Here is a 24,518-nt window from a genome sequence, read left to right as displayed (position 1 = left end):
CCGCAGCCTGTTTCCGATCCCCTGCAAGCTTGCGCCGGAACGCGGGCGAGGGCAATGCGCATCGCATGGCTTGCATTGACGCGGGCCCGCCCAACCGATACAAGCGCGCCCTTACGAGCAGGTCCTGCTGATGGTGTATCGGGGTCGGCTTCAAACGGGCCCGGGATTGCCCGTTCCAATCTTTTCCCTGAAAGCAGGACACGATGACCCTTTTCGAAGGCGCCCATCCGGCGCTCGCCTCCGCGCTTGAAAAGCGCGGCTATGAAGCCCTTACCCCGGTTCAGGAAGCGGTGCTCCAGGACGACACGCAGGGGATCGACCTCCTCGTCTCCGCGCAGACCGGCTCGGGCAAGACGGTCGCTTTCGGCCTCTCCATCGCGCCGACGCTGCTTGGCCATGCGCAGACCTTTGCCGCCGCCGAGCTCCCGCTCACCCTCGTCATCGCGCCGACGCGCGAACTGGCGCTTCAGGTCGCCCGCGAATTCGAATGGCTCTACGGCGAGACCCGCGCCCGTATCGCGACCTGCGTCGGCGGCATGGAAATGCGCAAGGAGCGCCGCGCGCTCAGCCAGGGCGCGCACATCGTCGTCGGCACGCCCGGCCGGCTTCGCGATCATGTCGAGCGCGGCTCGCTCGACCTCTCGGCTCTTCGGGTCGTGGTGCTCGACGAGGCCGACGAAATGCTCGATCTCGGTTTCCGCGAGGATCTGGAGTTCATTCTCGACGCCGCGCCCGCCGACCGGCAGACGCTGCTTTTCTCGGCGACGGTTCCCCGGCCGATTGTCCAGCTCGCCAAGCGGTTCCAGAAGGACGCGCTGCGCATCTCCACGATCGAGGATCGCGAACCGCATGGCGACATCGAATATCGCGCCTATGCGGTGGCCCCGAGCGACCGGGAAAACGCCATCATCAACGTGCTGCGCTATTTCGAGGCGGAAAGCGCCATTGTCTTCTGCGCAACGCGCGAAGCGGTGAAGCACCTTTCGGCACGTCTCGGCAACCGAGGCTTTTCCGTCGTCGCGCTGTCCGGCGAACTCAGCCAGAGCGAGCGCACGCATGCCCTGCAGGCCATGCGCGACGGCCGCGCCCGCATCTGCGTGGCGACCGACGTCGCCGCCCGCGGCATCGACCTGCCCAACCTTGATCTCGTCATCCATGCCGATCTGCCGACGGGCCGGGCGACGCTCCTGCATCGCAGCGGCCGTACGGGCCGTGCGGGGCGCAAGGGAACCAGCGCGCTGATCGTGCCCTTCACCCGCCGGCGTTCGGCGGAGCGCCTGTTCGGCGGCGCCGGCGTCGACATCCACTGGAGCGAGATGCCGCAGGGCCACGAGATCCTCGCCCGCGACCGCAAGCGCATCCTGGAACGCGCGGCAGCGGCGGCCATGCCGACGGACGAGGACATGGATCTCGTCTCCGAATTGCTGGTCGTCTGCGGGCCGGAAAAGATCGCCGCCGCCTATCTCCAGCAGATCAAGGCCAATCTGCCGGCCCCCGAAGACCTGATCGAGGCCCAGCCGATGGAGGCCTCGCGCCCGAGGGAGCGGCGCGAGGACTTTTCGGGCGGCGTCTGGTTTCGCGTCTCGCTCGGCCGCAAGCACCGGGCCGATCCGCGCTGGCTACTGCCGCTGGTCTGCCGCGCCGGCCATATCACCAAGCGCGATGTCGGCGCGATCCGCATCCTGGAGGCGGAAAGCCGGGTGGAAATCTCGCCGGCGGTCGCCGAACGTTTCGCCGATACGATCCTGCGGCAGGGAACCGGCGAAAAGAACGTCACGATCACGCTCGCCGAAGGCGGCGATTTCGAGTCCGACCATCGCGGCCCGCGCAAGAGCAGCGCTCCGAGGCACCGCAAGCATGGCCGCGAAGACGAAGGCAGGCCTCATCGCCGCCCGGTCCGCAGGGACAACGACGGCAAGGGCGCACCCTTCAAGGGCAAGCGGGAAGGCAAAAAGTCGCGCGACGGCTAAAAAAGCTTTCGCAGGAAAGTGCGGCTCGCCCCCCCGGGGTGGTCGGGCAGATGCCCGAACACCTCATAGCCGAGGCCCTTGTAGAAGCCCGGCGCCTGGAAATCGAACGTATCGAGCCAGGCCCCGACGCAGCCGCGCTCCTTCGCCGCCCGCCCCGCCTCGCCCATGGGCCTGCCCCACAACCCGCCAAGGGTATTTCCATCATCGTCGCGGATGAGCACAGCGAAGGGCGCGAACCCGGCGGGGCCGCCGGCAGCTTCATTGTAGGCGACCAGCCCGGCCACGATCGCCTGCCTGTCGGCTTCGTGCGGCATGTCGGGCGTAACGATGACGATGGGCGACCTTGCCATCCCCTAGTCCTTCAGTGCCTCGACGTAGTACCAACGGCCGGCCTTGCGCCTGAACAGGCTGTGTTCCCGATGTTCGCGCAGTTCGCCGCCCGCGAGATAGCGTGCAATGAAGCGCACGGTGCCGCGGCTGTCGCGCGCCCCGCCCTCGCGCGTCTCAAGCACGGTCAGGCCGATCCAGTGGTTTTCCGCGGACCAGGCAGCCGTCGCCGCGCGGTCGAAATGCCGCTGCAGGGCGGGCCAGAGCGTTGCTTCGAGATAATCGATATCCTGAGCGACATAGGCCGAATAGCGCGAGCGCATCAGCTGCTCGGCCGTTTCCGGCAGCGCATCGCGTGCCAAAAATGGGCCGCAGCATTCGCCAGTCGTCTTCCTTGAACCGCAGGGACAGGCCGCCATGATTGTGTCCGTCAACTCCATACATCCCGATCCGGTTGCCGCCGCAAGGCGGTAATGGCGTAATAGCTGCCGACTGGCAAGGAGACAGAGCCCGCCGCCATGCGCATCGCAACATTCAATCTGGAGTCCTTCGGCGGCAATCGTCTGGACATTGACGAGCTTGCGCCGCGCATCGCCGTGCTGAGGCCCCAGCTCCTTGCGCTCGATGCCGATGTCCTTTGCCTGCAGGAGGTCAATGCCCAGCACTCGCCGGGCCGCGATGAGCGCATCTTCGCTGCGCTGGACCGTTTGCTGCAAGACACGCCCTACGAGACGTTCCATCGCGTTGCGAGCCATCGCGAAGGAAGCGACAGGCCGGCCGACCGCCACAGTATGGTCGTGGTTTCCCGGCTCCCGCTCGATCCGCCGCGATCGATCTGGATGCAGCGCGTCCGGCCACCGCTGTTTTTGCCTCGACATAGCGAACCGCCGGCCGGCAAGCCCCAGGAGGTCACGCTCGACCGGCCCATCCTGCAAACGGCGCTTCGTTTACCCGAGAACGGTTGCCTGCATCTCTTCGTGGTGCATCTGAGAGCCCCGATCGCCGCAGCCCTGCCCGGCGCCAAGGAGAGCGCGGAAAGCTGGAAATCGGTGGCGGGCTGGGCAGAAGGGCTTTTCCTATCCGCATTGAAGCGGACAAGCCAGGCGCTCGAATTGCGGCTCGCGCTTGAGGAGATATTCGAACAGGAAGCCGAGCCGCTGATCCTGGTTGCCGGCGATTTCAACGCCGGGACGGTCGAGCCGGCGCTGCGCATCGTCGCCGCCGACCCGGAAGAAACGGGCAATCCTGCCCTGCGGGCGCGGCGGATGGAAATTCTCGACCGAAGCATTCCGGATGCGGACCGCCACAGCGTGCTCCATCACGGACGTGGCCGCATGCTCGACCACCTGATCGCCAGCCCCGCACTCGCCGCACGCCTTCGCGAAATAAAGGTGATGAACGCCGGGCTTCGCGATGAAGCCGACGAAAAGGGCGGAACGCAGGGATCTTTTCACGCCCCGCTCATCGCGGAATTCGATCTCTAGGGCCAATCGACATTCAGGATTTGGCGTGCGGTATGAGCAAAAATTGCACAGATTTAGGAGCGAAACCGCAGGAAGGAGCGGCCCCTTTCAAGGTTTCGCGACGCCAAGATGGGTGATTTTTACCATATCCCTTCGGGACGCGGCGGATTTCGGCCCTGAATGCGTTGAAGAGCCCTTGTAGTGGCCTGCATCACGGCGGCCTCTTCGCCTGTTCAGAGCCGAAATCCGGCACGCGCCGCACCCGAAACCTGAATGTCGATTGGCCCTAGAGGGAAAGCCTATTTCTTCTGGTTCAGGATATAGGCGACAAGATCGGCAATTTCGCGCCTGGAAAGGTTCATGTCAGGCATCTTCGGATGGGGATCGACGAGAAAGACCTGCAGATTTTCCTCCGTGCGGCCCGGGCTTGCCGCGATCGCGGCGAAGCTTGGCACCGCCTCCGACCCACGCTGCTGGTCGTCGGCAACCACATGGCACGCCGCGCACCAGGTCCTTGCCAGCTTCTCCCCCTCGAACGCATCTCCAGCCGCCAGCGCAGGCAGAGCTGCCGGCGCTGTTGAAAAAGCGGCCAGGACCATGAGGGTCTTCAGCTTTCGCGACAATGTCATCTGCCTGCGGCCTCCGTTCAAATCGATGCTGCGCCATTTAACGTAACCGCTGCCCGCGCATCGCGACAGGCTGGAATTTTGCGGATACGATCCCGGCCATATTGTTTGAATCAGGAGATTTCGCCATGACCATCGCCTTTCGCAGGATCGCGGCCGCCGGTGTCGTTCTCGGCTCGCTCATCACCAGCGAAGCAGCCTTGGCGCAGGCCGCGCCGATCCTGTCCGACCTTGATCGCTTCCACCCGGTGATCGCCGAAAACGGCATGGTGTCGAGCCAGGAAGCGCTGGCCAGCCAGGTCGGCGTCGACATCCTGAAGGCCGGCGGCAATGCCATCGATGCCGGTGTGGCAGTCGGCCTTGCGCTTGCGGTCACCCTGCCGCGGGCAGGCAATCTAGGCGGCGGCGGCTTCATGCTGATCCACAAGGCCGACAGCGGCGAAACACTTGCCCTGGACTACCGGGAACTGGCGCCAGCCCGGGCATTCCGCGACATGTTCCTTGACGACAAGGGTGAAGCGGACAGCCAGAAGTCGCGTTTCTCCGGCCTTGCCGTCGGTGTGCCGGGAACGGTGGCCGGCCTCTATGAGGCCCACCGGCGGTTTGGCGGCGGCACGCTGAATTTCGCACAGGTCGCGGCACCGGCGATCCGCTTGGCGCGCAACGGCTTTCCGGTATCGGAGGATCTGGCGAATTCACTGGAGAGCGTCGCCGATTCGCTGTCGCAGGACGAAGCCGCCCGCGCTGTCTTCTACAAGACGGATGGAAGCTTCTATCGCCCGGGAGAAATCCTCCGGCAGCCGGACCTCGCCAATACGCTGGAACGGATCGCCAATGAGGGACCGAAGGCCTTTTACGAGGGGCCGGTCGCGCAGGCGATCGCCGAAAGGGTGACCGCAGGCGGCGGCCTGATGAGCACGGATGACCTTGCCGGCTACCAGCCGGTCTGGCGGGACGCCATCACCGGCACCTATCGCGGCTATACGGTCGCTTCCATGCCGCCGCCCTCCTCAGGCGGCATCCACATCGTGGAAATCCTCAACATGCTGGAACCGCACGATCTGGCGGCGAGCGGCGCCAATTCGGCGGCGACCATCCACGTGATGGCGGAAGCCATGAAACGGGCCTATGCGGACCGCTCCGAATATCTGGGCGACCCGGATTTCGTCAAAGTGCCGGTCAAGGCACTGACGTCGAAGGAATATGCAATTGCCCGGATGGCCGATTTCGATCCGGAGAAGGCCGCCAATTCGGCCGAAATCAAGCCGGGCGACGTCGTTCCGTACGAAAGCGACCAGACCACGCATTATTCGGTCGTCGACAAGGCCGGCAACGTCGTCTCCAACACCTACACGCTGAATTTCTCCTATGGCGTACGCATGATGGCGCCCGGCACCGGCGTTCTGCTGAACAATGAACTGGACGATTTCTCCGCCAAGCCCGGAGTGCCGAACGCCTACGGGCTGATCGGCGGCGACGCCAATGCGGTGGAACCGCGCAAGCGCCCGCTTTCATCCATGAGCCCGACCATCGTCTTTCGGGACGGAAAGCCTTTCCTGGTCACCGGATCGCCGGGCGGCAGCCGCATCATCACAACGGTGCTGCAGATCATCCTCAACGTCGTCGACCACGGCATGAATATCGCCGAGGCGACCGCCGCTGCGCGCATACATCATCAGTGGCTGCCGGATGAAATCCGCGTGGAGGAGGGCATTTCCCCCGATACCGTCCGCCTGCTGGAAAGCCTCGGCCACAAGGTCGCGGTCAAGGATACGATGGGCTCGACCCAGTCCGTGCTCATCGCGGAGGACGGGCTTCGTGGCGCAGCGGATCCGAGACGGGAAGGCGCGCTAGCTGTGGGATATTGATCGACTGTCCGGTCAGCGGCCCTTTGTACGCAGCCATATGCTGGCGCCGGTACGTTCGCCAGCGGGCAATGCTCCCATGGCTGCGGCCACCTCATCCGCCATGCGGGTTCCGGCATAGTGGCTACTGAAGACAACATCACAGGCGTAGAGCCACCCGGCGAGCCCGGATTGTTCCGTGTAGGCGCGATGCGACCACGATAACGGATAAGGGTCCGGCAGAAAGATGTCATGGAAATGCACAAGCACACCCGGTTTCAGCGCCGGGAGAATGCGGTTGAAGATGATATCGACGTCCGTTCCCTGAAAGAGAATATGGCTTGAATCGAAAAACGCGACATCGCCCGCCTCAAGCCGGCGGAAGAGTTCGACATGGCCCTCACCCAGCACAGCCTCGACCCAACGAACGCCGAGCGCCGAAATGTCGGCCCGCGGCACCGGGTCTATGCAGGTGATTTCGGGTCTTACCGAAAGGCCGGCCGAAGCCGCGCTAAGAACATGGGTCGAACTGCCGGATCCAACTTCGATGACCCGTCTCGGCCGCCCTTGGCGGACCACGGCCCAGGTCGCCGAAGTATCGAGCGCGCCGAAATAGCCGCGGGTCCAGTGATCGCCCAAAGCATTCGCGGCTGCCGAAGCCAGTTCGCTGCTGTCTGCCTCGATCCGGCCAAGAAGATGCTGGAAGTCCGCCCGAAGCCCGGCGAAATGCTCTTCGATCGCATCGTATGCCGGGGGAACGTCCTGGATCGATCCGGCATATCTATAGGGGATGTAGAAACCGCGATTCGCCAGCCCCAGGAGCGTCAGGACGCCTTCGATCCGCTTCTTGAGGCTGATCCTTTTTCCGCCTTTCCTGATCGTAACGATTCCCATCGCTTGCCCTCTTCGTTCAGCGGATATCGGATCGGGTCGACAATACCCGGTATCAGTCCAAGATCACCTGAAGACCCGCCTGTGAGCACCTTCAGACCGCTCTTTACTTTTGCGCATGCGCCACCTGGTCAAGGCGCAAATGCAGGCCAATCGAGATCTGCTTGCGCTATGACCGCGGGAGGGGCCGGCCATGCGATGGCAAAGGCCGGGTCATCGTATCGATACCCGGCGGCGTACCCGGGTTCGTAGACCCGGCTCATCTGGTAAAGGATGTCGCAGTCCTCACGCAATGTCAGGAAGCCATGCGCACAGCCTTCGGGCACAAACAATCCGAGCCTGTTCTCGCGCGAAAGCTCGAACGCCTGATGTCCAAGATAGCTCGAACTCTCCGGGCGGAGATCCACAATGACATCATGGATCGCACCATTCAGGCAGCGAACGAACTTCGCCTCCGCATGCGGTTCAGGCTGAAAATGCAACCCCCGTAGCGTATGGCGATGCGGGTTGGCGGACAGGTTGATCTGCGTCGATGAAAAGTCGATTCCGGCTCGCTTGAATTCCTCCGGACAATAAAGCCTGGAAAAACCTCCACGTTCATCTCGATATTCGTCGGTCTCGACCAGAAAAGCACCGGCAATCTGGGTTTCCGCGAACCGGAGCATCACAGCACCCGCGTCTCGGGTATCGCCGTCACGAAGCGTGTACCGCTGCCTTCAAGGACCTTGAGCTGGCTTCGGACTTCGCTCGCCAGGTTCCAGGGAACGATGACGACATAATCCGGGCGCGTCTCGATGAGGCTTTCAGGCGAAACAATCGGAATATGGCTACCGGGCAGGAACTTGCCCTGCTTGGCGTGGCTGCGGTCGGCGATCAAGGGAATGTCGGCAGCCGTCACGCCACAAACATTGAAAAAGGTATTGCCCTTGGCCGCGGCGCCATAGGCGGCGACCGTCTTGCCTGCCGCCCGCACGTCAGTGAGGAACCGCCTGAAGCTCGCCAGGCAATTCTCGATCCTTGCAGGGAAGCCCGCATATCCCCCGATGCTATCGAGCTTCGCTTCGCGCTCCTTGGCCCGCATCGCTTCGACGGCCGGCGTTTCGCCGTGGCGAGCCTCGAGCCGGCAGGCAAAAAGCCGCAGGGAGCCGCCGTGAGTGGGCAGTTCCTCCACGTCGAAGACCCGCAAGCCGGCCCTTTTGAAGATGCGCTCGATAGTCAACAGGCCGAGATAGGAAAAGTGCTCGTGATAGATCGTGTCGAACTGAACATCGCGGATAAGGTTCAGAATATGCGGAAACTCGAAGGTTGCGACGCCGTCTTCCTTCAGCAACTCACGGAATCCTGCGGAAAAATCGAGAATATCCGGTACGTGGGCGAGTACGTTGTTGGCGGCGATGAGATCGGCTTGCAGCCCCTCTTCGGCAAGCTGGCGGCCGAATACATTGCCGAAATACTCGATCCTCGTCGGGATGCCCCTGGCGATCGCCGCATTCGCGGTGCTTGCCGTCGGCTCGATACCAAGCACCGGGACCCCGGCGGCGTGGAAATGCTGCAGCAGATAGCCGTCATTGCTGGCAACTTCGGCAACCAGCGACGATGAGGTCAGCCCATAGCGCTCTGTCATCGCACGGGCGTATCGGCCGGCATGGGCAACCCAGCTATCGGAATAGGACGAGAAATAGGTGTAGTCAGCGTCGAAGATTTCCGCGTGGCGGACCACTTCATCGGCCTGGACGAGAAAGCAGACCTCGCAGACCCGAACCACCAGCGGATAGGACCGATCCCGGCCCGCCTCGATATCCGCCCTGGTGACATAAGAATTGGAAAGAGGAGTCGATCCAAGGTCGGCGAACACCGTTTCAAGCCTGCTGCCGCAGAAGCGGCACTTGCAGTTGTCGTCCGTCATCCCTTTGCGGCCTTTTCCATATAGGTCTCGATCTGCCGCAGGCTTTCCGCCCGCATATCCGCGCCTTCAGCCAACGCCTTGTACCAGTTGGCCGTCCAGTCGAGATGTTCGGGATAGGCGAGGCTATCCCTCCATCCAAGGGTGGTACGGGCAAGCGAGCTGTCGAGCGAGAGCTTCATCATCTCGCGCGGCATTTCCCGGTTGTCGGCGTGCCAGCCGTTATCGCCATGAATGGCGGCAAGCATATGTTCGGCTATTTCCTGCACAGTCGCCCGTATATCGGTATCGGGCCCGAAATTCAGCGCATCCGGTGTCTCCACCTTTGTCGCCATCGCCTCAATGAAAAGCAAATACCCGTTGAGGCAATCGAGAACGTGCTGCCATGGTCGTGTCGCAGCCGGATTGCGCAGTTCCAGCGATCTGCCGGAACGGATGGACCGCCAGATATCCGGAATGATCCGGTCCTTCGCGAAGTCGCCGCCGCCGATGACATTGCCCGCGCGCGCCGAAGCAAGCCGCATCCCGCACTGCCCGGCGAAGGAATCGCGCCAGCTCGCGACGAGGATCTCGCAGGCAGCCTTCGAAGCCGAATAAGGATCGTGGCCGCCAAGCGGTGCATCCTCCGCAAAGGCCATGCCCGTCTCGTCGTTCCGGTAGACCTTGTCAGAGGTGACGGCGAGAACCGTTGCCTCCGGCGCTTCCGCCTTCAGGCACTCCAGAAGGTTCAGCGTGCCGAAGACATTGCTTTCCCACGTCGCGATCGGGTCTTCATAGGACGCAAGAACCAGTGCCTGCGCCGCCATGTGAAGCACGATTTCGGGCTTTGCTTCGGCGACAGCCTTTTGCAGGGCTTCCCTGTCGCGAATATCGACGACATGATGGGAAATCCCCTCCTCGACGCGGGCCAGCGAAAACAGGCTTTCCCCCGGCAACGCCTCAAGCGCGAGGCCTGAAACATGGGCGCCAAGACGCTTCAACCACAGAACCGCCCAGCTGCCCTTGAAGCCGGTGTGTCCGGTGACGAGAACCCGTCTGCCCCGCCAGAATTCAGCATCAGGGGTACGCATGGCCTACCAGATCTTCCAGGGAGCGTGGCCGTCGTTCCACAAGCCTTCCAGATGATTCTTGTCCCGCAGCGTATCCATGGCATGCCAGAAGCCTTCATGCCGCCAGGCCATCAATTCCCCGCGGGCGGCCAACGTCTCGAGCGGCCCCGCTTCAAAGGAAGTCGCAGGGCCCGCGATGAGGTCGAGAATATCGGGCTGAAGCACGAAGAAGCCGCCATTGATGCGAGCATTATCGCCAGGTGGCTTTTCGGTAAACCGGTCGACCCGGTCGCCAGTGGTCATCAGTGCCCCGTAGCGACCGGGCGGTACGACGCTTGCGACGGTGGCCAGCTTTCCGTGGCGGCGGTGAAAAGCCACTTCGCCGGCAATATCGATATCGGCAACGCCGTCGCCATAAGTCAGGCAGAAGGGCTCATCCTTCTCCAGGTAACCGGCAACAGCCTTCACCCGTCCGCCGGTCAGCGTCTCGGCCCCGGTCTCAACCAGCGTCACCCGCCATGGTTCGGCGGTGCTCTGGTGATAGATGACCTCGCCGCTGCGGGCATCTATCGTAACGTCAGATGCGTGCAGAACGTAGTTGGCGAAGTATTCCTTGATCATATAGCCGCGATAACCAAGGCAGATGACGAAGTCCGAGATGCCGTGCGCAGCATAGATCTTCATCACGTGCCACAGGATCGGCCTGCCGCCGATCTCGATCATCGGCTTGGGGCGTAGATGGCTTTCTTCGGAAATGCGGGTCCCAAGACCACCAGCTAGGATCACGGCTTTCATACCGAGGATATATCCTGCGGTGCTCAGACAAGTCCAGCCTTCGCCGTCCCACCCCGGAACATATCGTAAAGCTCTTGATCCAGCTCCACGAACGGTTTTGCCAATGCGATCGCAGCGGGGGTGAGATCAGGCAAATCGGCCGAGACTCCGCTTCTCCGCATTTCCTGCAGGGAGGTGTTGACCGCCCTGATGCTGGCGGGGCGATCCATCCTCAGTTTGTCGAGAATGGCGCGCATATGTGTGTCGTAGTCTTCGACAATTCCGACATGGTCGAACCCGGACAACCGCCGGATAGCCAATTCGAGCCAGCGCTCGCGCGGCACACGCATAGCATCTTGATAATCGACAGCTACTGCCAGCTGGCGAACCTGAAGGTTGTCTGCCGCCTGCAGAACGTCAGCAGTAGGTGCATCCAGAAATTCTTCAAAGCTGTTCGCGCAAAGCCGTCTATCCGGATGACGAAAGGCCGAGGAATAGACAAAAGTTGAGATCAGACGTTCCAGCGGGCTGCGAATAAAGGTGAATACGAAGGCATCCCCGCGAATCGCGTCCAGCGTCTCGCCGCCGAAATGCCCCCCCACGAAACGCGCGCTGCGCGCCTGCGCCAATCTCGCTTCCCAATCGGTGCCACGTTCCGCATCATTGAGAAGGATTACCCGGCCACTGTCGCCCGACCCAAGGCGAGTCTTGAAATAATCATTGACTGTGGAGCCACCGCACCTCGGGATGTGAACGAAAATTACTCGCCTCGACGCGCTACCCTCGAACAATTCCCGGATTCGGTATCGGATCCGCATATACCGCTTGGTTATGGCTTTCCGCGCTGACTGCATAGATCACTTCCCTCCGCGGCATATAGATTCCGCCAGGGAAGTATTTCTTTTTATCGATACGATCAACCGCTAAGGTGCGGCAATTGGCCGAGCATTCGATATATCCCAATTCAATCAAAGAAATAACCAAGAGAAGAACTGTAAGTTTACGACCATAAAAGTAAGATGCCGCCTTATTTTGCTCCAATCCGCTGGAAATCGATATTCCGATAATGGGAAAAAAGCCTGCAGACCCACTCCCTTGCTTCCGGAGAAATGTTTTCCCCTCGGCCGGAAGCGCCAACGTTGAAGCGCCGCCGCTCGGCCTTCGCTGCGGCAACAGCCTGCTCGATCGACGCACCGGCATTGATTCCGGAGAACTCCGAGATTTCTTTAAGAACACCTTCGGGATCAGTACGAACCTGATCGTAAGTTACCCAAAGCGCATTCGGACAATGCTGCCAACTCACGTAAAAATTGACGTACCAGGGCATGACAAGGTCTGCAATCAAGCACTCCAGTTCAGCGTCATTGTAGTTCGCACAGGCAGGATCGAGCCACGCCATGGGCATTTCCGAGCTCTCGTTTCTTACATGGTCACGGATGCTTGGTATGATGTCAAAGAGATTTCGAGTGAGAACTATGGGCCGAATATCGAATTTAGACAGAAGTCGCCCGGTTTCTTCGCTGTACTTGATATGCTGCTGAGCTACGTAGTTTCTGTTTGCCTTGCGAGCCAGGATGTGCAAGTCAAGCTCCTGTTCCCGATGGCGAGATGAGAGGGACAGGCTCGTCTGTCGCATACCCGGCAACCTGGAAATGGCGTCAGCAAGAAACGACGATCCTGACTTCGGCATGCATGCAAGCAGAATATGGCTTCGTTTCAACGGGCTGAGTTTAGCCACAGACGCCAGGATGCCAGCCCTGAAGAGATCAAAGATCATGCTTGGTCCCTAAGATAAAGCTATGAAAAGAAAATCCTGCAAACTCTCGAAGAATTCAGGAATTTGCATTTTGCGGCGAAGCCTCATCCATAGGGCACCCCCCACACAACATATTTTTGACAGAACGCGCCAATTTCACACAACTTATAGCGTTGGTTAACGAGACCACGAAGTAGAGAGCCCAACTTGCGCATCAGCATCATCGTTCCGACACGCGAAAGAGCGCATTATCTGTCGTCGTGCCTGGACAGTTGCCTGGCCACCGATGATCCGGACCTGGAGATCGTCGTCAGCGACAACGCAAGCCAGGATGATACGGCAGCCGTTGTCGCATCGAAGAACGACGCCAGGATCGTCTATACGAATACCGGCCGGCGCGTCAGCATGCGGGCCAATTTCGAACACGCGCTCAACCATGCAAGCGGCGATTACATCGTCTATATCGGCGATGACGACGCTGTACTTGCATCCGGCTTGCGAACTCTGCGCAGCCTGATCGAACGCTGGCAGCCGGATGCGATTGGCTGGCGGCTCATCCATTATCTCTGGCCAGCGGAGGACGGATCCCGGCCGGGCCGGCTGGAGATCCCGTTAAAATCCATATATGGCGAACTCAGGCAGAAAGACCCTGCGGCAATCCTGAGAAATTTCGCGGCGGCGAAAGTGCGGTCCTATAAGGACGGCGCCAATCTCTACCACGGCTGTGTTTCCAGGAAGGTAATCGAAAAAACGCGCAGCAGGGATGGCGTCTATTTTCATTCGCTATCGCCGGATGTCTACGCCTCGATTGCAAATCTCGCGCATATCCAGACCTTCCTTTGGCTTCGGCATCCGCTGACCCTGGGCGGCGAGAGCGACAGAAGCAACGGCCGCGCTTTTTCGAACAGAATGCCGTCAAATAAACTCAGCGAAACTAGCGCTCAGATATTCATGAGCGAGGTGGAAGGCGATCCTTACGGCGGAGAAATCGATGCTAAGGTTTTTTCGATAGATGCACATATCCACGCAACGATGATACTTGCAAATGAAGTAACATTTAGAGGAAACCTAGCGATCGACCATGGAGCCTGGGCTCGGCGCGTTCTTCGCACAACGCAGAACATCCAGGGTGATCGTATCGAAGAAAGCCTCCTGCTTTATAAGAAATTCCTTAAGAGCCACTCGCTCCCAGAGGCCATCGCGGAACTGGATAAACGGCCGTTTGCGCAAGGTGATCGAGCTCTGCGTAACGGCGAAAGACGGAAAGCTTTTTTGCTGCCCAGCTCAGGTTCGGAGTTACCAAATGTTGCGGCTGCAGCGAAGGCCGCCGACAGTGCACTATGTAGCTATTGCCCCGCCAAGGCAGGCGGTGCACGTTTCAGCTTGAGGGGCTCTGCCTTGCTTTTCCGAGCGATTGCGCGGGCCATAGCTGCGTAAGAAGCGCAACATAAGCCGGTTGACGCGAGCATTCCAATATTTGCATTGATTTCTGTATCGAACGGGGAAGCTACCGATCAAGCGCATCGAATATATAGGCAAATTCAAATCGCCCTTTCGCCAGCGCTTGGTTGCAGGAAATTATCCGCCTGGCATGGATCGGATTGAGACCAACAAAAATGACCGCGATATCGGCCGGCACATCCGATGGAGAAATCACGGGAATTCCAAAAATGCTGGAACCTTGCAAGTGCTGATTTGAGTCGATGAAGTAGGCTGGCCGAGGCGCGACGTGCTTCAATCTCTGGGCGATGAAAGAGCCGTAGAAACCTGCACCATAGATCGCCATCTTCTTGCCGGAATGCATCTTCGCCGCGCTCTCGATCCGACTGGCAGCTTCAGTCCAACTATCGGCAATTTCTTTAGCTGACGCACAACCGATCGACGGGTCGAAATTGGCTTTCTCCACCGTATCGGCTCTCTGCGACGCCGTCACAAGATATGCGCCGCGGAAACTTTCTGCGTCGAGGCCAGTCAGCGAGAGACCAGATCTGCGGACTGCCTCCGCCAACGACGCCTCGGTGAAATGATTAAGGTGATCGACGACCAGCAGATCGCCCGGATTTCCCTGAAATGATGGAACAGTAAAGAATATTCTACCATCAGGTTTGATGAGGCCCGCCATTTCCTTGAGGATCGATACGGGATCAACAAGATGCTCCAGAACAAAATGCGCTGTCACGAGATCAAACTTCCCACGCCATCCGCCCGGCACGGAATAGAGTGCCTGATGGTCCGGGGCGAGCCATTTATCCCAGTGAGACTTATAATCCGAGGATACATCATAGACATAGGCGTCAATATCTGGGCGCAGCAACAAGATCTTTGAAAGAGTCGCAGCTTTAGCGGCCCCGTAGTCCAGCACTGAGGCGCCGTAGCTGAGCTTCAAGTTTTCAAGGATAAGCCTTGCCTGTTCGTCGGTTCTGTAGACGGGCAAGCCGTCCCTCACTTCATAAAGCTGATCAAAATCATCCGACTGAAGTGAGATTCGATAGTCCGTATCATAGAAGCTCTGCACGTCCGGAAGATCCGGCCCTTGTACATGACCACATACTTCGCAGGCATATAAATCGGTCGCCACATCTATTTGACTGGAAATAGACGTCAGCGCGGGCGCGTCGGCATGGTAGATCAGTCGAGGAAGATCGGCATCGCAAATCCTGCAAACCTTCATTGTTAGTCCCGCCCGGAGTTTTGGACCAGCTGCGGTAAAACATCGGAGAACTTCTGCCCGGCGGCGAAGGAACCTTTCCAGTCGATGCTTTGGCCAACCTGATCGGCAAAATTAAAAAATCTGAACTGGATCGACCAACGAGGGCAGTCGGAGACGTTTTCCCCAGAGCGATGCAGGGTCAGAAAATCCATCGCCACAAGATCACCTGGATTAGTTAGAGGTGCTACTTGAGAATATTTTTCTAGGCGCTCTGTTTCGCGATCAAGCCTCAAGGAATAGGCTCCACTTTTACCGATGCCGCCGTCATCTTCATAGACTGGTACAAGGCCCTCTTTATGGGAGCCTTCCGCTATCACAACCGGCCCCATCTCACATGACACAGGAAGCAGTGGCGTCCAGAACACTACTCCATCCACAGAGCGCAGCTGCGCAGGAAACTCCTGATGCCAAGGCGCCGAGAATTTCGCTTCCCCAGGATTGTCTATCCTTATGCCATACCCACCCGCCGCCACACCCGGAATGGATCCCGGCCTCAACTCCCGAAAGAGATCAATGTTTTTGCTGTGCCCGACAAGGGCGATGAAATCAGGGATTTGTTTGACTGCGTCATATACGATCCCGCCCCAGGCCCTATTGCGGGCGATAAGCGCCGGATAGGCCCGCGTCATTGCCTCTTCGGGAGTGTCACAACGCACATCAACTTCAAAGCGTTGGCACAGCAATTCAACGATGGAGCGGATCCCCTGCTGTATCGGCGAAATAAGGGCTTCTACATCATAGAAGCCGGGGGCCAGTAGGTATCCATCCCGCGCGAAGCGGTCAAAAAAGGGGCTACGTTCCATCATTGCCTCTGACACCCGTCTTATCCAGCCTCTGCTCAACAAACCGTCGCCACGGCATCGAAGCACCACGTAGGTGATGTCGCGCTTCGCTGGCCCCCACCGATGCAATCAGATCCAGCACCGTGACGTAGGGCGTAAACTCGCCATCCGGCTGAGGCCAGGGCAGAGGCCTATAATCCATGTAGTCAACTTCGATTCCAGCTTTCTCGAATTCTTCATGATCGAGGTAGTTTGCTGCGCCATGCCCCGTGAGATAACGCGTGCCGCCGAGCTTGCGTACAATGTCCAACACCCTTTGCGAGGAATGACCACTGGTAGGCATATCCGAAGAACGAACGATATGCGCGGGCAAGACGTCCATCGCCGCGGCTGGTATTTCAGCAGAAGCAATGAGAAAGTCACAAAGCGGAGATATCTCAATCGCACGCACATAGAGCTCCAGGGCATCGGAGAGGCGAGTGCGTCGGGCCAGCGAAGCTTCCAGCAAAGCTTTGTGCGAGCGGCGCCAGTCATTCCCACTCGATTTGAGATCGCAGATCGGCGTGAAACTCCCCTTGCCGGCCAACGGGATGGACATCCATTTGCGCTGGTTGCCGATTTTCACCTGAATCCGGTTTGTAAATGACCCCTTGGAGAATTGAGCATCATCCAACCAAACATAGATATCCGCCAAGGCCATTTGTTCGAAGAAGCCCACCCAAGGGAAGTACATTGGCTGCGAAATGACAACAGTGGTCAATGGCGGCCCTCCAGATCACGCTCCATGAGCACGACATCGTGGTATTGCCGGCCATCGAAATAGTGCCTGCTCAGCGTTCCGATCAGGCGGAAATCCGCTGATTTATAGAGCGAGATCGCTGCTTCATTATCGCTGCGAACATAGAGCATAAGCTTGCGCAGCCCAAGATCGGTCCGGGCATGTTCGAGAATAGCCAGCAGTCCCGCGCGACCGTATCCTTTCCCCCAATATGGACGAGCGACGGCTATGCCGAGAAAACCATACCCTCCCAGCCGATGGATATCCGCGATCTGAACAAAACCAACCGCTTCGCCGTCCAAAAGAGCCAATACCTTGAAGACCGTGCTCTCCGCCCGCTGACGGCGGGCCAACCATTCGGCGGCATCATCCACACGGGGGGATTTCGGATAGGCGAGCAATTGGTGCTGGAGTGCAGCGTCTTCACGGATATTCTGAAAAAGCTTCAAATCGCTTGCTTCGGGAGCCCGCAGGGTGATCGCAGCGCCGGCTTCTCCCATCTCTCTATTTCCTGATAAGATAGCCACCCGGAGAAGAGCAAAGCACAAGCTTGCCATTCAGTTCAGCATCGACTTCGAATTCATCCGTCGCGCCCAGAAAATCGGAGACGGCGGCAAGAGGTTCGTTGCCCTTAAACCAAATCTTGGAGCGTTTGGTGGGCGCTCGGTTAGCGTCCAGGTAGCCAACCGCGGTATCCGCAACAACCATGTAGCAGCCCTTCGTCACGAGCGGACCATAGGCCTTCAATTCCGCCAGAACGTGATCCCGGGAATGGTCGGAATCCAGCACCACCATAACGGACGCGCCGTCGGGAATGAGGGAGCGAACCTGGTCGAGCGTCTCCTGCGCCACGGACGATCCTTCGATCAATTCGATACGCTTGGACATCGGATGTGTTTCGATCGTTTGCCGATTATGCGCCCGAATGTCGATGTCGACGCCAATGACCACTCCCTTGCCGATCACCTCCAGCAAGGATGCCATAAAGATCACGGAACCGCCCCGGGCCACGCCGGTCTCGATGATGACATCGGGCTTGGTTTTCCAGATCACTTCCTGCGTTGCCATCACATCCGCAGGGAGTTGAATGATCGGAACTCCCATCCAGCTCCACAGGTAGCTGTAGTCGTACCGGTCCAGCGTGACAAGCAAATCGAGGGCCTGATCGAAGGCAGCCTTGTCCTTGCCGAGCGCCAGCGCCTGCGCCCGTTTATTCGCCTCGAATTCGGCGCGATCGTCCTTCATTGGCATCCCCTGCTATTTCCGGCGAGAACCTAGCCGCGAGGAACCCGATGGCCAAGGCGAAATTTTGGCGCGTTGCGAATTCGACGCCAGCTGTGGCAAAAGCGAACAAATGTGACGCACGGAGCAAACATGGCTGCAAGTGACGATTTCATTCCTGTAGCGGGCCCTTCGATAACCGACCGGGAAGTCGAATATGCAGCGGATGCGGCGCGCAATGCCTGGTATCAGAACCACTATTCCTTCAACGCTCGCTTCGAGACCCTCTTTGCCGAAACCATCGGTGTCGCCCATGCGGTGAGCCTGCCGCACTGCACAGCCGCGATCCATCTTGCCCTCGCTGCTCGGGGAATTGGTCCCGGCGACGAGGTCATTGTTCCCGACGTCACCTGGATCGCCTCGATTGCCCCCGTCGACTATGTCGGCGCGACGCCCATCTTCGTGGACATCCTGCCGGATACCTGGTGCATCGATCCGGATGCCGTCGAGGCGGCGATTACAGACCGCACGAAGGCGATCATTGCCGTCGATCTATACGGCTCCATGGCCGATTGGCGACGCCTGCGGAAAATTGCAGATCGCCACGGCCTGTTTCTGCTGGAAGATTCCGCCGAAGCGCTTGGGTCCACATATGACGACCGGCAGGCGGGCAGCCATGGCGACGTCGGCGTCTTTTCATTCCACGGATCAAAGACTGTCGCCACAGGCGAAGGCGGTATGCTCGTTACCGGCGATCCTGCGCTGTTCGCCCGCGTGATGACCCTGCGCGATCATGGCCGGCCGCCCGGCGACCGCTTTTTCATCAACACCGAGGTTGCCTTCAAATACAAGATGAGCGCCGTACAGGCCGCTCTCGGCCTTGCCCAAATGGAGCGTTTCGACGAACTGATCGCAGCAAAGCGGAAGATCTTCGCCAGCTACAAGGAGAGGCTCGGCGATCTTCAGGGCGTGGCATTCAACGCTGAGCCGGAGGGTACCGAAAATTCATTCTGGATGGTGACGGTGATCCCGGATGCCGAATACGGACTGGATAAATTCGCGATCATGGAAGAACTGAAGGCGCGGAATATCGATTCCCGACCTTTCTTCTCACCCTTGTCTACGATTCCGGCCTATGAAGGACGCCAGCAGAGCAAGCGGTTCCTTCCTGCACAGCCAAAGGGTCATGCGATAGCCAATTACGGCGTAAATCTTCCTTCTGGCTATCACATGGACGAGGCAAAGATCGACCGCGTAGCGAAGGCGTTGAGTGACATCTTGCGGAAGTGAACACGCAGCGAGTGCAACGCAAATGGCGCGCCGCAGCTGCGGCGCGCCAAAGAACCCAGGTTCATAGTACGGGCATCACCCCGCCTTCGGCGGTTCAACGAAGCGCAGGCCGCCGGTCTTGATCCAGACCTTGGCGCCGTCCGGCCCGGCCTTGGCGACGACCTTGCCGCCGATAGGAACGCGCAGCCAGGAGTGGCGGGCAAAAGATTCCCCGGATTCCTCGAAACCGCCTTCGAGAACCAGAAGCTCGGCACCGCCGTCGACATCTACGGTCACGTCGGCGCCCGGCGCCCAATGTTCCAGACGCACATCCTCGCGCTCGTCCTTGAACAGCGGCGAAACGGATACGCCCGGACGGCCCTGCACCGGCACGGCGCCCAGCTTGTTCATGTCGATGCGGATATGCGTGCGATCCTTGGGATCGAACTGCCAGAGTTTCACGAAGATCACGCAGCCCGGTTCGGAACCCGGCGTGTGCTTCGATTCCGGCGGGTTGCGGATATAGGAGCCCGCGGGGAAGTCCCCGTGCTCATCCTGGAACACGCCTTCCAGAACGATGAATTCCTCGCCGCCCGTGTGAACATGCGCGGAGAAATGGCTGCCCGGATCGTAGCGGACGATCGTCGTGGCGCGCGCCACTTCGCCGCCGATGCGGTCGAGCATGCGGCGGCTCACACCCTTCATAGGAGATTCCTTCCACTCCAGCATTTCCGAGTGGACAGAAGTTCTCTTGTCGAAGTCGGTATTTATCTGCATGACACATTGTCCTTCTTGACATTCAGCGGTGATTACCAGGGCCAACTCACGCAAATAAATACAAACAATTGTGAGCGATGCCCTGAATCAGCCATCAGTGCTTGATGGTCGATCCAGAGCATCCGATCTCACTTCAATCAACCAGTGTTAATACTTACTTCAACCCTGATTGATCGGCAATTTAATTACGCGGCAACAGCTGCGCTGGGACGCGAGAAGACGCGACCCTTCCAGGCGGCCAGGTTCTTCAGCTCGGCCGGGGTCTCGACCTTGACGAAGTCGCAGAAGGCGAAGCCGGCCATGCCGGTGATGTCGGCGACGGTGAACTTGTCGCCGGCCAGATATTCGTTGCTGGCGAGGTAGTCGTCCATGGCCTTCATGGTCTTCAGAACGACCGACTTCTGGTACTCGCCCCACTCCTTGTTCTTGTGGGCGTAGTTCTGCGGGCCAAGACCATCGGTCGCATGATGGAAGTAGTGACCGATCGCCTCAAGCAGGCCGGATTCAATCTTGCGCTGACGCATATGAATGTAGGCACGCTCCTTGGCGCCCTTGCCCGTCAGGGTCGGCTCGCCGGCGGACTGGTCGAGATACTCGGTAATCGCGGTGCTCTCGGAGATCTGAGTGCCGTCGTCAAGCTCCAGGACCGGCACGACGCCGGACGGGTTCTTGGCAAGGAACTCCGGGGTGCGGTGCTCACCGGCCGGAACGTTGACCTGGATGAACTCCACTTTGTCGAACAGGCCTTTCTCGGCCAGTGCGATGCGAACGCGAGCCGGGTTGGCGAAACCCTTGAACTCATAAACCTTCATGATGCTCTCCTGAATTCGGCTTGGGATCGACGGTAGGGGAGCGCATTCGCCTTTCTACCTATCGATAGGTAGGTGATGACGTGTTATGTTTTGCTTGTCAACTCCTATCAAGTGGTAGATAGGTTAAGAATGGGCACAACACAGTTTGCCGGGAAGGCTTCCGAAATCCTGGATGTCGCGGAAGCGCGCATGCGGGCGGGCGGCTTCGACGCCGTGAGTTTCCGCGACATTGCGGCGGATGTCGGCATCAAGAGCGCAAGCGTCCATTATCATTTTCCGCAGAAGGTCGACCTGGGCGAGGCGGTCATCAAACGCTACCGGGAGCGTTTCGCCGAGCGACTGGGCGCGCCGGACGATCCGGACGAAAGCGTGCGCCGGCGCATCGAACGCCTGTGCGGCGGCTATCGGCAATCCACCGTCAAGGAAGGCAAGGTGTGCCTAGCCTGCGTACTCGGCGGCGAGGCGCTCAACCTTCCCGCTCCCCTTTCGCAATCCGTCGGCTCCTATTTCGACTGGCTGCTGGAATGGACCGACAGGGCGCTCAGGACATCCGCCACCGCCGCACCGGCCATACCGGCGAGCGTGGTGATCGGCAGCCTGCAGGGATCGATGATCCTTGCGGTGGCGACCCACGATCCGGATGTATTCCTTGAAACCGAACGCTGGATTCTGGCTTCGCTGTAAGGCGGAAAACGGCCGGGAAGGGGGACGGTCTCCTAGTTTCTGCCCGGAAACCTGATTCAACCGGTATCACAAGGATATCAGGTTTACATTGTGAATTTGCGCCACTAGCTCTGCCGCAGACTTTTCCGATCGGATCGAAGAGGAGATCTGCAATGAGCAATGCCTATTCGGAAGTTCTCGAAGCACTCGAGGTCTATCTCGACGCCCTGTATCACGCGGACGAAAAGCGGATTAACGAGCTTTTCCATCCAGCGGCGCTCTATGCGATGTCGACGGATGCCGGCGGTATCATGACCCGCACGACCGCAGAATATGTCGACGTGCTGTCCAAGCGCGAATCTCCGGCTTCCAAGGGCGAGACGAAGAACGGCACGATCCACTCGATCGAGTTCGGCGGCCCGTCGACGGCGATCGCACGCATCAGCGGCGTGCTCGGCTCCACAGCCTATGTGGATCTGGTCACGCTGATGAAGGTGGAGGGCCGCTGGCGCATCCTGACCAAGATCTTCCACACCACCCCGGCCTGAAGCCCGGCCGTCCGGGCGGACAAAAAATCAGGGCCCGCGCCGCAAGGCGCGGGCTTTTTCCGTTCAGCGCGGCCGGAGCCCCCTGGAAGCTCAAACCGCCCGCTTGCGCTCGACCGGCGCATCGGCGCCCTCGTCTTCGGCGGCCTGGGCGGAGCTGCCATACGCCGCGTTCTCGTGCTTGAGCTTGTGACCAACGTCGACGATCGCCTCGATCGCCGGCACAAGGCGGGCGCCCAGCGGCGTCAAGGAATATTCGACCGAGGGCGGCGAGGTCGGCTTGACCTCCCTGACGATCACGCCGCGCTGCTCCAGTTCCCTCAGCCGGGTGGTCAGAACCTTCGGCGAGACCGGCGGAATGTCGATGCGCAACTCGCTGAATCGCCTGGGCCCAGCCCTCAGGCTCCAGATGACATTCGTGGTCCAGGCGCCTCCGATGATTGCCATGCACTCGGTCAAAGCGCAGGTCTCGGGCGGCTCCGGGCTGTGATTCTTCCGTATTTTCAATGGCATGACTGCAGACCTCGCGAGTAACGAAGTATCCAATTGGTAATCATATTTGCAAGTATCAGATAGATATCACGTTTACAATCGAAATTGCACTGACTAGCTAAACCCTGGATTTCCGGCACAACAGCTAAGGGTATCACCATGGATCCGAGATACGCCGAAGTCGCGGAAGCAATGGCGATCTATTTCGACGGCCTCTACCACTGCGACACCAAACGCCTCGGCCAGGTGCTGCACAAGGACGCCATCTACGTCTGCGCGACGGAGACGCCTCTCCTGCAGCTTTCGATGGCGGAATATTTCCCGATCGTGGAGCAGCGCGAGTCGCCGGCAAGCCGCAACGAACCGCGCGCCGACGCGATCGACGAGATCACCTTCGGCGCGCCGGACATGGCCTTCGCCCGTGTGCGTTGCTCCGCCGGACCGAAGGACTTCATCGACTTCCTGACCCTGGTGCGGATCGACGGCCGCTGGCAGATCGTATCCAAGGTCTTCCACTACGACCTCAGGCAGGCCTGACGCTGCCGGGTCCGGAACTGGCAACAGGGCCCGCAGGACGTGCGCATGCGCACCGGCGTGCCCGCATTTTCGGAGTTTCAAATGATCGACCTCTACAGCTGGATGACCGGCAACGGCCGCAAGGTGACCATTGCACTGGAGGAAATGGGTCTCCCCTACAACGCTCATCCGATCAATATCGGCAAGGGCGACCAGTTCGGTGAAGAGTTCACGAAGCTTTCGCCCAACAACAAGATCCCGGCGATCGCCGACCGCGAATCCGGCCAGACGCTGTTTGAGTCGGGCGCCATCCTGCTCTACCTCGCCCAAAAGACCGGCCAGTTCATGCCCAAGGACGAGGCTGGCAAGTGGAACGTCATGCAGTGGCTGATGTGGCAGATGGGCGGCGTCGGCCCGATGTTCGGCCAGGCCATGCATTTCCTGCATTACAATCCCGGCAAGTCGGACTATTCGGCCGAGCGTTACGGCACCGAGGTGAAGCGGCTCTACGGCGTCCTCGACCGCCGGCTTGCGGAGGTGCCTTTCGTAGCCGGAGAGGCCTACACGATCGCCGACATGGCGATCTGGCCCTGGGTGTCGCGTCACCCGATGCAGAAGATCGATCTCAACGATTTTCCGAACGTAAAGCGCTGGTATGTCGAGATTGCCGAGCGTCCTGCCGTTGGCCGCGCATGGCTTGTCTACGGCGATACCTCGCCGATCCCGATGCCGTGAAGCGGCAGTCCTGAAAAACTGTGCCACTTTGCCCCGGCCGGTGCGAACCGTGCCGGGGTTTTCTTTTTTGGGCGTTGCGAGCCGGCGACATGCGCGAACTGAATATCCGACCCTTTCACCCCCACGACACGGAAGCCGTGATCGGGCTGTTCGTCGCCGTGAACCGCGAACTGGCCCCCTCAGGCAGCGAAGACGCCTTCGCCCGCTACATCGACCTGTCGATCGCGGAGGAGATGGGGCGCCTGGAAGCCTATTACGGGGAAAGGGGCGGCAGCTTCCACGTCGCCATGTTCGACACCGGGCTTGTCGGCATGTTCGGACTTGAGCCCGCGGGGCCGGGCGAGCTTGAACTCAGGCGCATGTATGTGGCAGCCAAGGTCCGCCGGACGGGAATTGCACGGGAAATGCTTGCGCGGGCGGAGGAGATAGCCCGCAGGCTCGGTGCCGCCCGGCTCGTCCTCAGCACGTCGGAACTGCAGCAGGCCGCGCTCGGCTTCTATCGCAGCGCGGATTATATCCTCGTGCGCGAGGAGGTGGCGGAAACCGCCAGCAACAAGACGATCGGCGGCGGCATCCGACGCTTCCACTTCGAAAAGCTGCTCGGCTGATCCGGCC

28 protein-coding genes are annotated in these 24,518 nt (G+C 59.8%); 10 read left to right on the top strand and 18 right to left on the bottom strand.

Translation table 11 applies throughout. The features are described from left to right. Positions 1-203: 203 nt before the first annotated feature. Complete coding sequence (locus tag H2509_RS15590; protein WP_182166934.1) at positions 204-1,970, top strand: DEAD/DEAH box helicase; 1,767 nt, start codon at positions 204-206, stop codon at positions 1,968-1,970. Here H2509_RS15590 and H2509_RS15585 read toward each other — a convergent pair. Both H2509_RS15585 and H2509_RS15580 read right to left on the bottom strand, forming a co-directional pair. Next, positions 1,967-2,320 (bottom strand): GNAT family N-acetyltransferase, encoded by a 354-nt coding sequence (locus H2509_RS15585; RefSeq protein WP_182166932.1) that lies wholly within the window; start codon positions 2,318-2,320, stop codon positions 1,967-1,969. The genes H2509_RS15590 and H2509_RS15585 overlap by 4 nt on opposite strands. A 3-nt stretch (positions 2,321-2,323) precedes the next feature. Continuing rightward, positions 2,324-2,737 carry a YchJ family protein gene (locus H2509_RS15580; RefSeq protein ID WP_408022684.1) on the bottom strand — a complete coding sequence of 138 codons (414 nt, stop codon included), beginning with the start codon at positions 2,735-2,737 and terminating at the stop codon, positions 2,324-2,326. Positions 2,738-2,815: 78 nt separating this feature from the next. Here H2509_RS15580 and H2509_RS15575 point away from each other — a divergent pair, with 78 nt between their 5' ends. Continuing rightward, positions 2,816-3,781 (top strand): endonuclease/exonuclease/phosphatase family protein, encoded by a 966-nt coding sequence (locus H2509_RS15575; protein WP_182166930.1) that lies wholly within the window; start codon positions 2,816-2,818, stop codon positions 3,779-3,781. A 278-nt stretch (positions 3,782-4,059) separates the two neighbouring features. Here H2509_RS15575 and H2509_RS15570 read toward each other — a convergent pair whose 3' ends face one another. After that, positions 4,060-4,389 carry a c-type cytochrome gene (locus H2509_RS15570; RefSeq protein ID WP_235975017.1) on the bottom strand — a complete coding sequence of 110 codons (330 nt, stop codon included), beginning with the start codon at positions 4,387-4,389 and terminating at the stop codon, positions 4,060-4,062. A 125-nt stretch (positions 4,390-4,514) separates the two neighbouring features. Here H2509_RS15570 and ggt point away from each other — a divergent pair, with 125 nt between their 5' ends. Next, complete coding sequence (gene ggt / locus H2509_RS15565; protein ID WP_182166928.1) at positions 4,515-6,254, top strand: gamma-glutamyltransferase; 1,740 nt, start codon at positions 4,515-4,517, stop codon at positions 6,252-6,254. Between the two features lie 12 nt (positions 6,255-6,266). Here the strand turns inward: ggt and H2509_RS15560 are convergent, their stop codons facing one another. The 7 genes from H2509_RS15560 to H2509_RS15530 all read right to left on the bottom strand — a co-directional run bounded on the left by H2509_RS15560 (position 6,267) and on the right by H2509_RS15530 (position 12,624). Continuing rightward, on the bottom strand, positions 6,267-7,124 hold the full coding sequence (locus H2509_RS15560) for a class I SAM-dependent methyltransferase (RefSeq protein ID WP_182166926.1): 858 nt from the start codon (positions 7,122-7,124) through the stop codon (positions 6,267-6,269). 128 nt (positions 7,125-7,252) lie between these two features. Continuing rightward, the gene (locus H2509_RS15555) at positions 7,253-7,786 is read right to left on the bottom strand and encodes a dTDP-4-dehydrorhamnose 3,5-epimerase family protein (RefSeq protein WP_182166924.1); all 534 of its coding nucleotides are present in this window, start codon (positions 7,784-7,786) and stop codon (positions 7,253-7,255) included. Continuing rightward, a complete protein-coding gene (locus H2509_RS15550) occupies positions 7,786-9,027 on the bottom strand; it encodes a class I SAM-dependent methyltransferase (protein WP_182166922.1) in 1,242 nt (413 codons plus the stop codon). The genes H2509_RS15555 and H2509_RS15550 overlap by 1 nt, the downstream gene beginning before the upstream one ends. Beyond that, positions 9,024-10,094 (bottom strand): CDP-glucose 4,6-dehydratase, encoded by a 1,071-nt coding sequence (gene rfbG / locus H2509_RS15545; RefSeq protein ID WP_182166920.1) that lies wholly within the window; start codon positions 10,092-10,094, stop codon positions 9,024-9,026. The genes H2509_RS15550 and rfbG overlap by 4 nt, the downstream gene beginning before the upstream one ends. Before the next feature lie 3 nt (positions 10,095-10,097). Continuing rightward, a complete protein-coding gene (gene rfbF / locus H2509_RS15540) occupies positions 10,098-10,868 on the bottom strand; it encodes a glucose-1-phosphate cytidylyltransferase (protein ID WP_182166918.1) in 771 nt (256 codons plus the stop codon). Positions 10,869-10,891: 23 nt separating this feature from the next. Then, positions 10,892-11,665: a sulfotransferase family 2 domain-containing protein gene (locus H2509_RS15535; RefSeq protein WP_235975029.1), complete on the bottom strand. Its 774-nt coding sequence runs from the start codon at positions 11,663-11,665 to the stop codon at positions 10,892-10,894. A 209-nt stretch (positions 11,666-11,874) separates the two neighbouring features. Next, positions 11,875-12,624: a sulfotransferase domain-containing protein gene (locus H2509_RS15530; protein WP_182166914.1), complete on the bottom strand. Its 750-nt coding sequence runs from the start codon at positions 12,622-12,624 to the stop codon at positions 11,875-11,877. Positions 12,625-12,810: 186 nt separating this feature from the next. Here H2509_RS15530 and H2509_RS15525 point away from each other — a divergent pair, with 186 nt between their 5' ends. Next, positions 12,811-14,040 (top strand): glycosyltransferase family 2 protein, encoded by a 1,230-nt coding sequence (locus tag H2509_RS15525; RefSeq protein ID WP_182166912.1) that lies wholly within the window; start codon positions 12,811-12,813, stop codon positions 14,038-14,040. Positions 14,041-14,110: 70 nt separating this feature from the next. Here H2509_RS15525 and H2509_RS15520 read toward each other — a convergent pair whose 3' ends face one another. Genes H2509_RS15520 through H2509_RS15500 form a run of 5 tightly spaced genes read right to left on the bottom strand, consistent with a single transcriptional unit; the run spans position 14,111 to position 18,124 of the window. Then, positions 14,111-15,274 (bottom strand): methyltransferase domain-containing protein, encoded by a 1,164-nt coding sequence (locus tag H2509_RS15520; protein WP_182166910.1) that lies wholly within the window; start codon positions 15,272-15,274, stop codon positions 14,111-14,113. A 2-nt stretch (positions 15,275-15,276) separates the two neighbouring features. Continuing rightward, positions 15,277-16,119, bottom strand: a complete 843-nt coding sequence (locus tag H2509_RS15515; RefSeq protein WP_182166908.1) for a phytanoyl-CoA dioxygenase family protein — start codon at positions 16,117-16,119, stop codon at positions 15,277-15,279. Then, positions 16,106-16,855, bottom strand: coding sequence for a WbqC family protein (locus H2509_RS15510; RefSeq protein WP_182166906.1), 750 nt, complete (start codon positions 16,853-16,855; stop codon positions 16,106-16,108). Before H2509_RS15510 ends, H2509_RS15515 begins: the two co-directional genes overlap by 14 nt. Then, on the bottom strand, positions 16,852-17,373 hold the full coding sequence (locus tag H2509_RS15505) for a GNAT family N-acetyltransferase (RefSeq protein WP_182166904.1): 522 nt from the start codon (positions 17,371-17,373) through the stop codon (positions 16,852-16,854). Before H2509_RS15505 ends, H2509_RS15510 begins: the two co-directional genes overlap by 4 nt. 4 nt (positions 17,374-17,377) lie before the next feature. Next, complete coding sequence (locus tag H2509_RS15500; protein ID WP_182166902.1) at positions 17,378-18,124, bottom strand: cephalosporin hydroxylase family protein; 747 nt, start codon at positions 18,122-18,124, stop codon at positions 17,378-17,380. 123 nt (positions 18,125-18,247) lie between these two features. Here H2509_RS15500 and H2509_RS15495 point away from each other — a divergent pair, with 123 nt between their 5' ends. Further along, complete coding sequence (locus H2509_RS15495) at positions 18,248-19,384, top strand: DegT/DnrJ/EryC1/StrS family aminotransferase (RefSeq protein ID WP_182166900.1); 1,137 nt, start codon at positions 18,248-18,250, stop codon at positions 19,382-19,384. Between the two features lie 75 nt (positions 19,385-19,459). Here H2509_RS15495 and H2509_RS15490 read toward each other — a convergent pair whose 3' ends face one another. After that, positions 19,460-20,140 (bottom strand): cupin domain-containing protein, encoded by a 681-nt coding sequence (locus H2509_RS15490; protein WP_182166898.1) that lies wholly within the window; start codon positions 20,138-20,140, stop codon positions 19,460-19,462. Positions 20,141-20,325: 185 nt separating this feature from the next. Continuing rightward, the gene (locus H2509_RS15485; protein ID WP_182166896.1) at positions 20,326-20,952 is read right to left on the bottom strand and encodes a glutathione S-transferase family protein; all 627 of its coding nucleotides are present in this window, start codon (positions 20,950-20,952) and stop codon (positions 20,326-20,328) included. 129 nt (positions 20,953-21,081) lie between these two features. Between H2509_RS15485 and H2509_RS15480 the strand changes: the two genes are divergently transcribed. Then, positions 21,082-21,636, top strand: coding sequence for a TetR/AcrR family transcriptional regulator (locus tag H2509_RS15480; RefSeq protein ID WP_182166894.1), 555 nt, complete (start codon positions 21,082-21,084; stop codon positions 21,634-21,636). 152 nt (positions 21,637-21,788) lie between these two features. Beyond that, positions 21,789-22,163 carry a nuclear transport factor 2 family protein gene (locus H2509_RS15475; protein ID WP_182166892.1) on the top strand — a complete coding sequence of 125 codons (375 nt, stop codon included), beginning with the start codon at positions 21,789-21,791 and terminating at the stop codon, positions 22,161-22,163. 90 nt (positions 22,164-22,253) lie between these two features. Here the strand turns inward: H2509_RS15475 and H2509_RS15470 are convergent, their stop codons facing one another. Then, complete coding sequence (locus H2509_RS15470; RefSeq protein ID WP_235975008.1) at positions 22,254-22,607, bottom strand: winged helix-turn-helix transcriptional regulator; 354 nt, start codon at positions 22,605-22,607, stop codon at positions 22,254-22,256. A 204-nt stretch (positions 22,608-22,811) separates the two neighbouring features. Between H2509_RS15470 and H2509_RS15465 the strand changes: the two genes are divergently transcribed. From H2509_RS15465 to H2509_RS15455, 3 genes are all read left to right on the top strand, one after another. After that, positions 22,812-23,189 (top strand): nuclear transport factor 2 family protein, encoded by a 378-nt coding sequence (locus H2509_RS15465; RefSeq protein WP_182166888.1) that lies wholly within the window; start codon positions 22,812-22,814, stop codon positions 23,187-23,189. Between the two features lie 81 nt (positions 23,190-23,270). Next, the gene (locus H2509_RS15460; protein ID WP_182166886.1) at positions 23,271-23,903 is read left to right on the top strand and encodes a glutathione binding-like protein; all 633 of its coding nucleotides are present in this window, start codon (positions 23,271-23,273) and stop codon (positions 23,901-23,903) included. An 89-nt stretch (positions 23,904-23,992) separates the two neighbouring features. After that, positions 23,993-24,511 (top strand): GNAT family N-acetyltransferase, encoded by a 519-nt coding sequence (locus tag H2509_RS15455; RefSeq protein ID WP_182166884.1) that lies wholly within the window; start codon positions 23,993-23,995, stop codon positions 24,509-24,511. Positions 24,512-24,518 lie beyond the last annotated feature (7 nt).

This window comes from Stappia albiluteola (genome assembly GCF_014050225.1).
GTDB lineage: Bacteria > Pseudomonadota > Alphaproteobacteria > Rhizobiales > Stappiaceae > Hongsoonwoonella > Hongsoonwoonella albiluteola.
This window is presented reverse-complemented; position numbering and strand designations above follow the sequence as displayed.

Bases quoted from the DNA above. Each gene is read 5' to 3' on its own strand.
- H2509_RS15455 (WP_182166884.1), top strand. From the start codon at position 23,993: ATGCGCGAACTGAATATCCGACCCTTTCACCCCCACGACACGGAAGCC.
- H2509_RS15465 (WP_182166888.1), top strand. From the start codon at position 22,812: ATGGATCCGAGATACGCCGAAGTCGCGGAAGCAATGGCGATCTATTTC.
- H2509_RS15475 (WP_182166892.1), top strand. From the start codon at position 21,789: ATGAGCAATGCCTATTCGGAAGTTCTCGAAGCACTCGAGGTCTATCTC.
- H2509_RS15495 (WP_182166900.1), top strand. From the start codon at position 18,248: ATGGCTGCAAGTGACGATTTCATTCCTGTAGCGGGCCCTTCGATAACC.
- H2509_RS15560 (WP_182166926.1), bottom strand. From the start codon at position 7,124: ATGGGAATCGTTACGATCAGGAAAGGCGGAAAAAGGATCAGCCTCAAG.
- H2509_RS15585 (WP_182166932.1), bottom strand. From the start codon at position 2,320: ATGGCAAGGTCGCCCATCGTCATCGTTACGCCCGACATGCCGCACGAA.
- H2509_RS15490 (WP_182166898.1), bottom strand. From the start codon at position 20,140: ATGCAGATAAATACCGACTTCGACAAGAGAACTTCTGTCCACTCGGAA.
- rfbF (WP_182166918.1), bottom strand. From the start codon at position 10,868: ATGAAAGCCGTGATCCTAGCTGGTGGTCTTGGGACCCGCATTTCCGAA.
- H2509_RS15535 (WP_235975029.1), bottom strand. From the start codon at position 11,665: ATGCGGATCCGATACCGAATCCGGGAATTGTTCGAGGGTAGCGCGTCG.
- H2509_RS15580 (WP_408022684.1), bottom strand. From the start codon at position 2,737: ATGGAGTTGACGGACACAATCATGGCGGCCTGTCCCTGCGGTTCAAGG.
- H2509_RS15590 (WP_182166934.1), top strand. From the start codon at position 204: ATGACCCTTTTCGAAGGCGCCCATCCGGCGCTCGCCTCCGCGCTTGAA.
- H2509_RS15570 (WP_235975017.1), bottom strand. From the start codon at position 4,389: ATGACATTGTCGCGAAAGCTGAAGACCCTCATGGTCCTGGCCGCTTTT.
- H2509_RS15470 (WP_235975008.1), bottom strand. From the start codon at position 22,607: ATGGCAATCATCGGAGGCGCCTGGACCACGAATGTCATCTGGAGCCTG.
- rfbG (WP_182166920.1), bottom strand. From the start codon at position 10,094: ATGCGTACCCCTGATGCTGAATTCTGGCGGGGCAGACGGGTTCTCGTC.
- H2509_RS15515 (WP_182166908.1), bottom strand. From the start codon at position 16,119: ATGATGGAACGTAGCCCCTTTTTTGACCGCTTCGCGCGGGATGGATAC.
- H2509_RS15530 (WP_182166914.1), bottom strand. From the start codon at position 12,624: ATGATCTTTGATCTCTTCAGGGCTGGCATCCTGGCGTCTGTGGCTAAA.
- ggt (WP_182166928.1), top strand. From the start codon at position 4,515: ATGACCATCGCCTTTCGCAGGATCGCGGCCGCCGGTGTCGTTCTCGGC.
- H2509_RS15575 (WP_182166930.1), top strand. From the start codon at position 2,816: ATGCGCATCGCAACATTCAATCTGGAGTCCTTCGGCGGCAATCGTCTG.
- H2509_RS15480 (WP_182166894.1), top strand. From the start codon at position 21,082: ATGGGCACAACACAGTTTGCCGGGAAGGCTTCCGAAATCCTGGATGTC.
- H2509_RS15485 (WP_182166896.1), bottom strand. From the start codon at position 20,952: ATGAAGGTTTATGAGTTCAAGGGTTTCGCCAACCCGGCTCGCGTTCGC.
- H2509_RS15550 (WP_182166922.1), bottom strand. From the start codon at position 9,027: ATGACGGACGACAACTGCAAGTGCCGCTTCTGCGGCAGCAGGCTTGAA.
- H2509_RS15555 (WP_182166924.1), bottom strand. From the start codon at position 7,786: ATGCTCCGGTTCGCGGAAACCCAGATTGCCGGTGCTTTTCTGGTCGAG.
- H2509_RS15460 (WP_182166886.1), top strand. From the start codon at position 23,271: ATGATCGACCTCTACAGCTGGATGACCGGCAACGGCCGCAAGGTGACC.
- H2509_RS15505 (WP_182166904.1), bottom strand. From the start codon at position 17,373: ATGGGAGAAGCCGGCGCTGCGATCACCCTGCGGGCTCCCGAAGCAAGC.
- H2509_RS15500 (WP_182166902.1), bottom strand. From the start codon at position 18,124: ATGCCAATGAAGGACGATCGCGCCGAATTCGAGGCGAATAAACGGGCG.
- H2509_RS15520 (WP_182166910.1), bottom strand. From the start codon at position 15,274: ATGAAGGTTTGCAGGATTTGCGATGCCGATCTTCCTCGACTGATCTAC.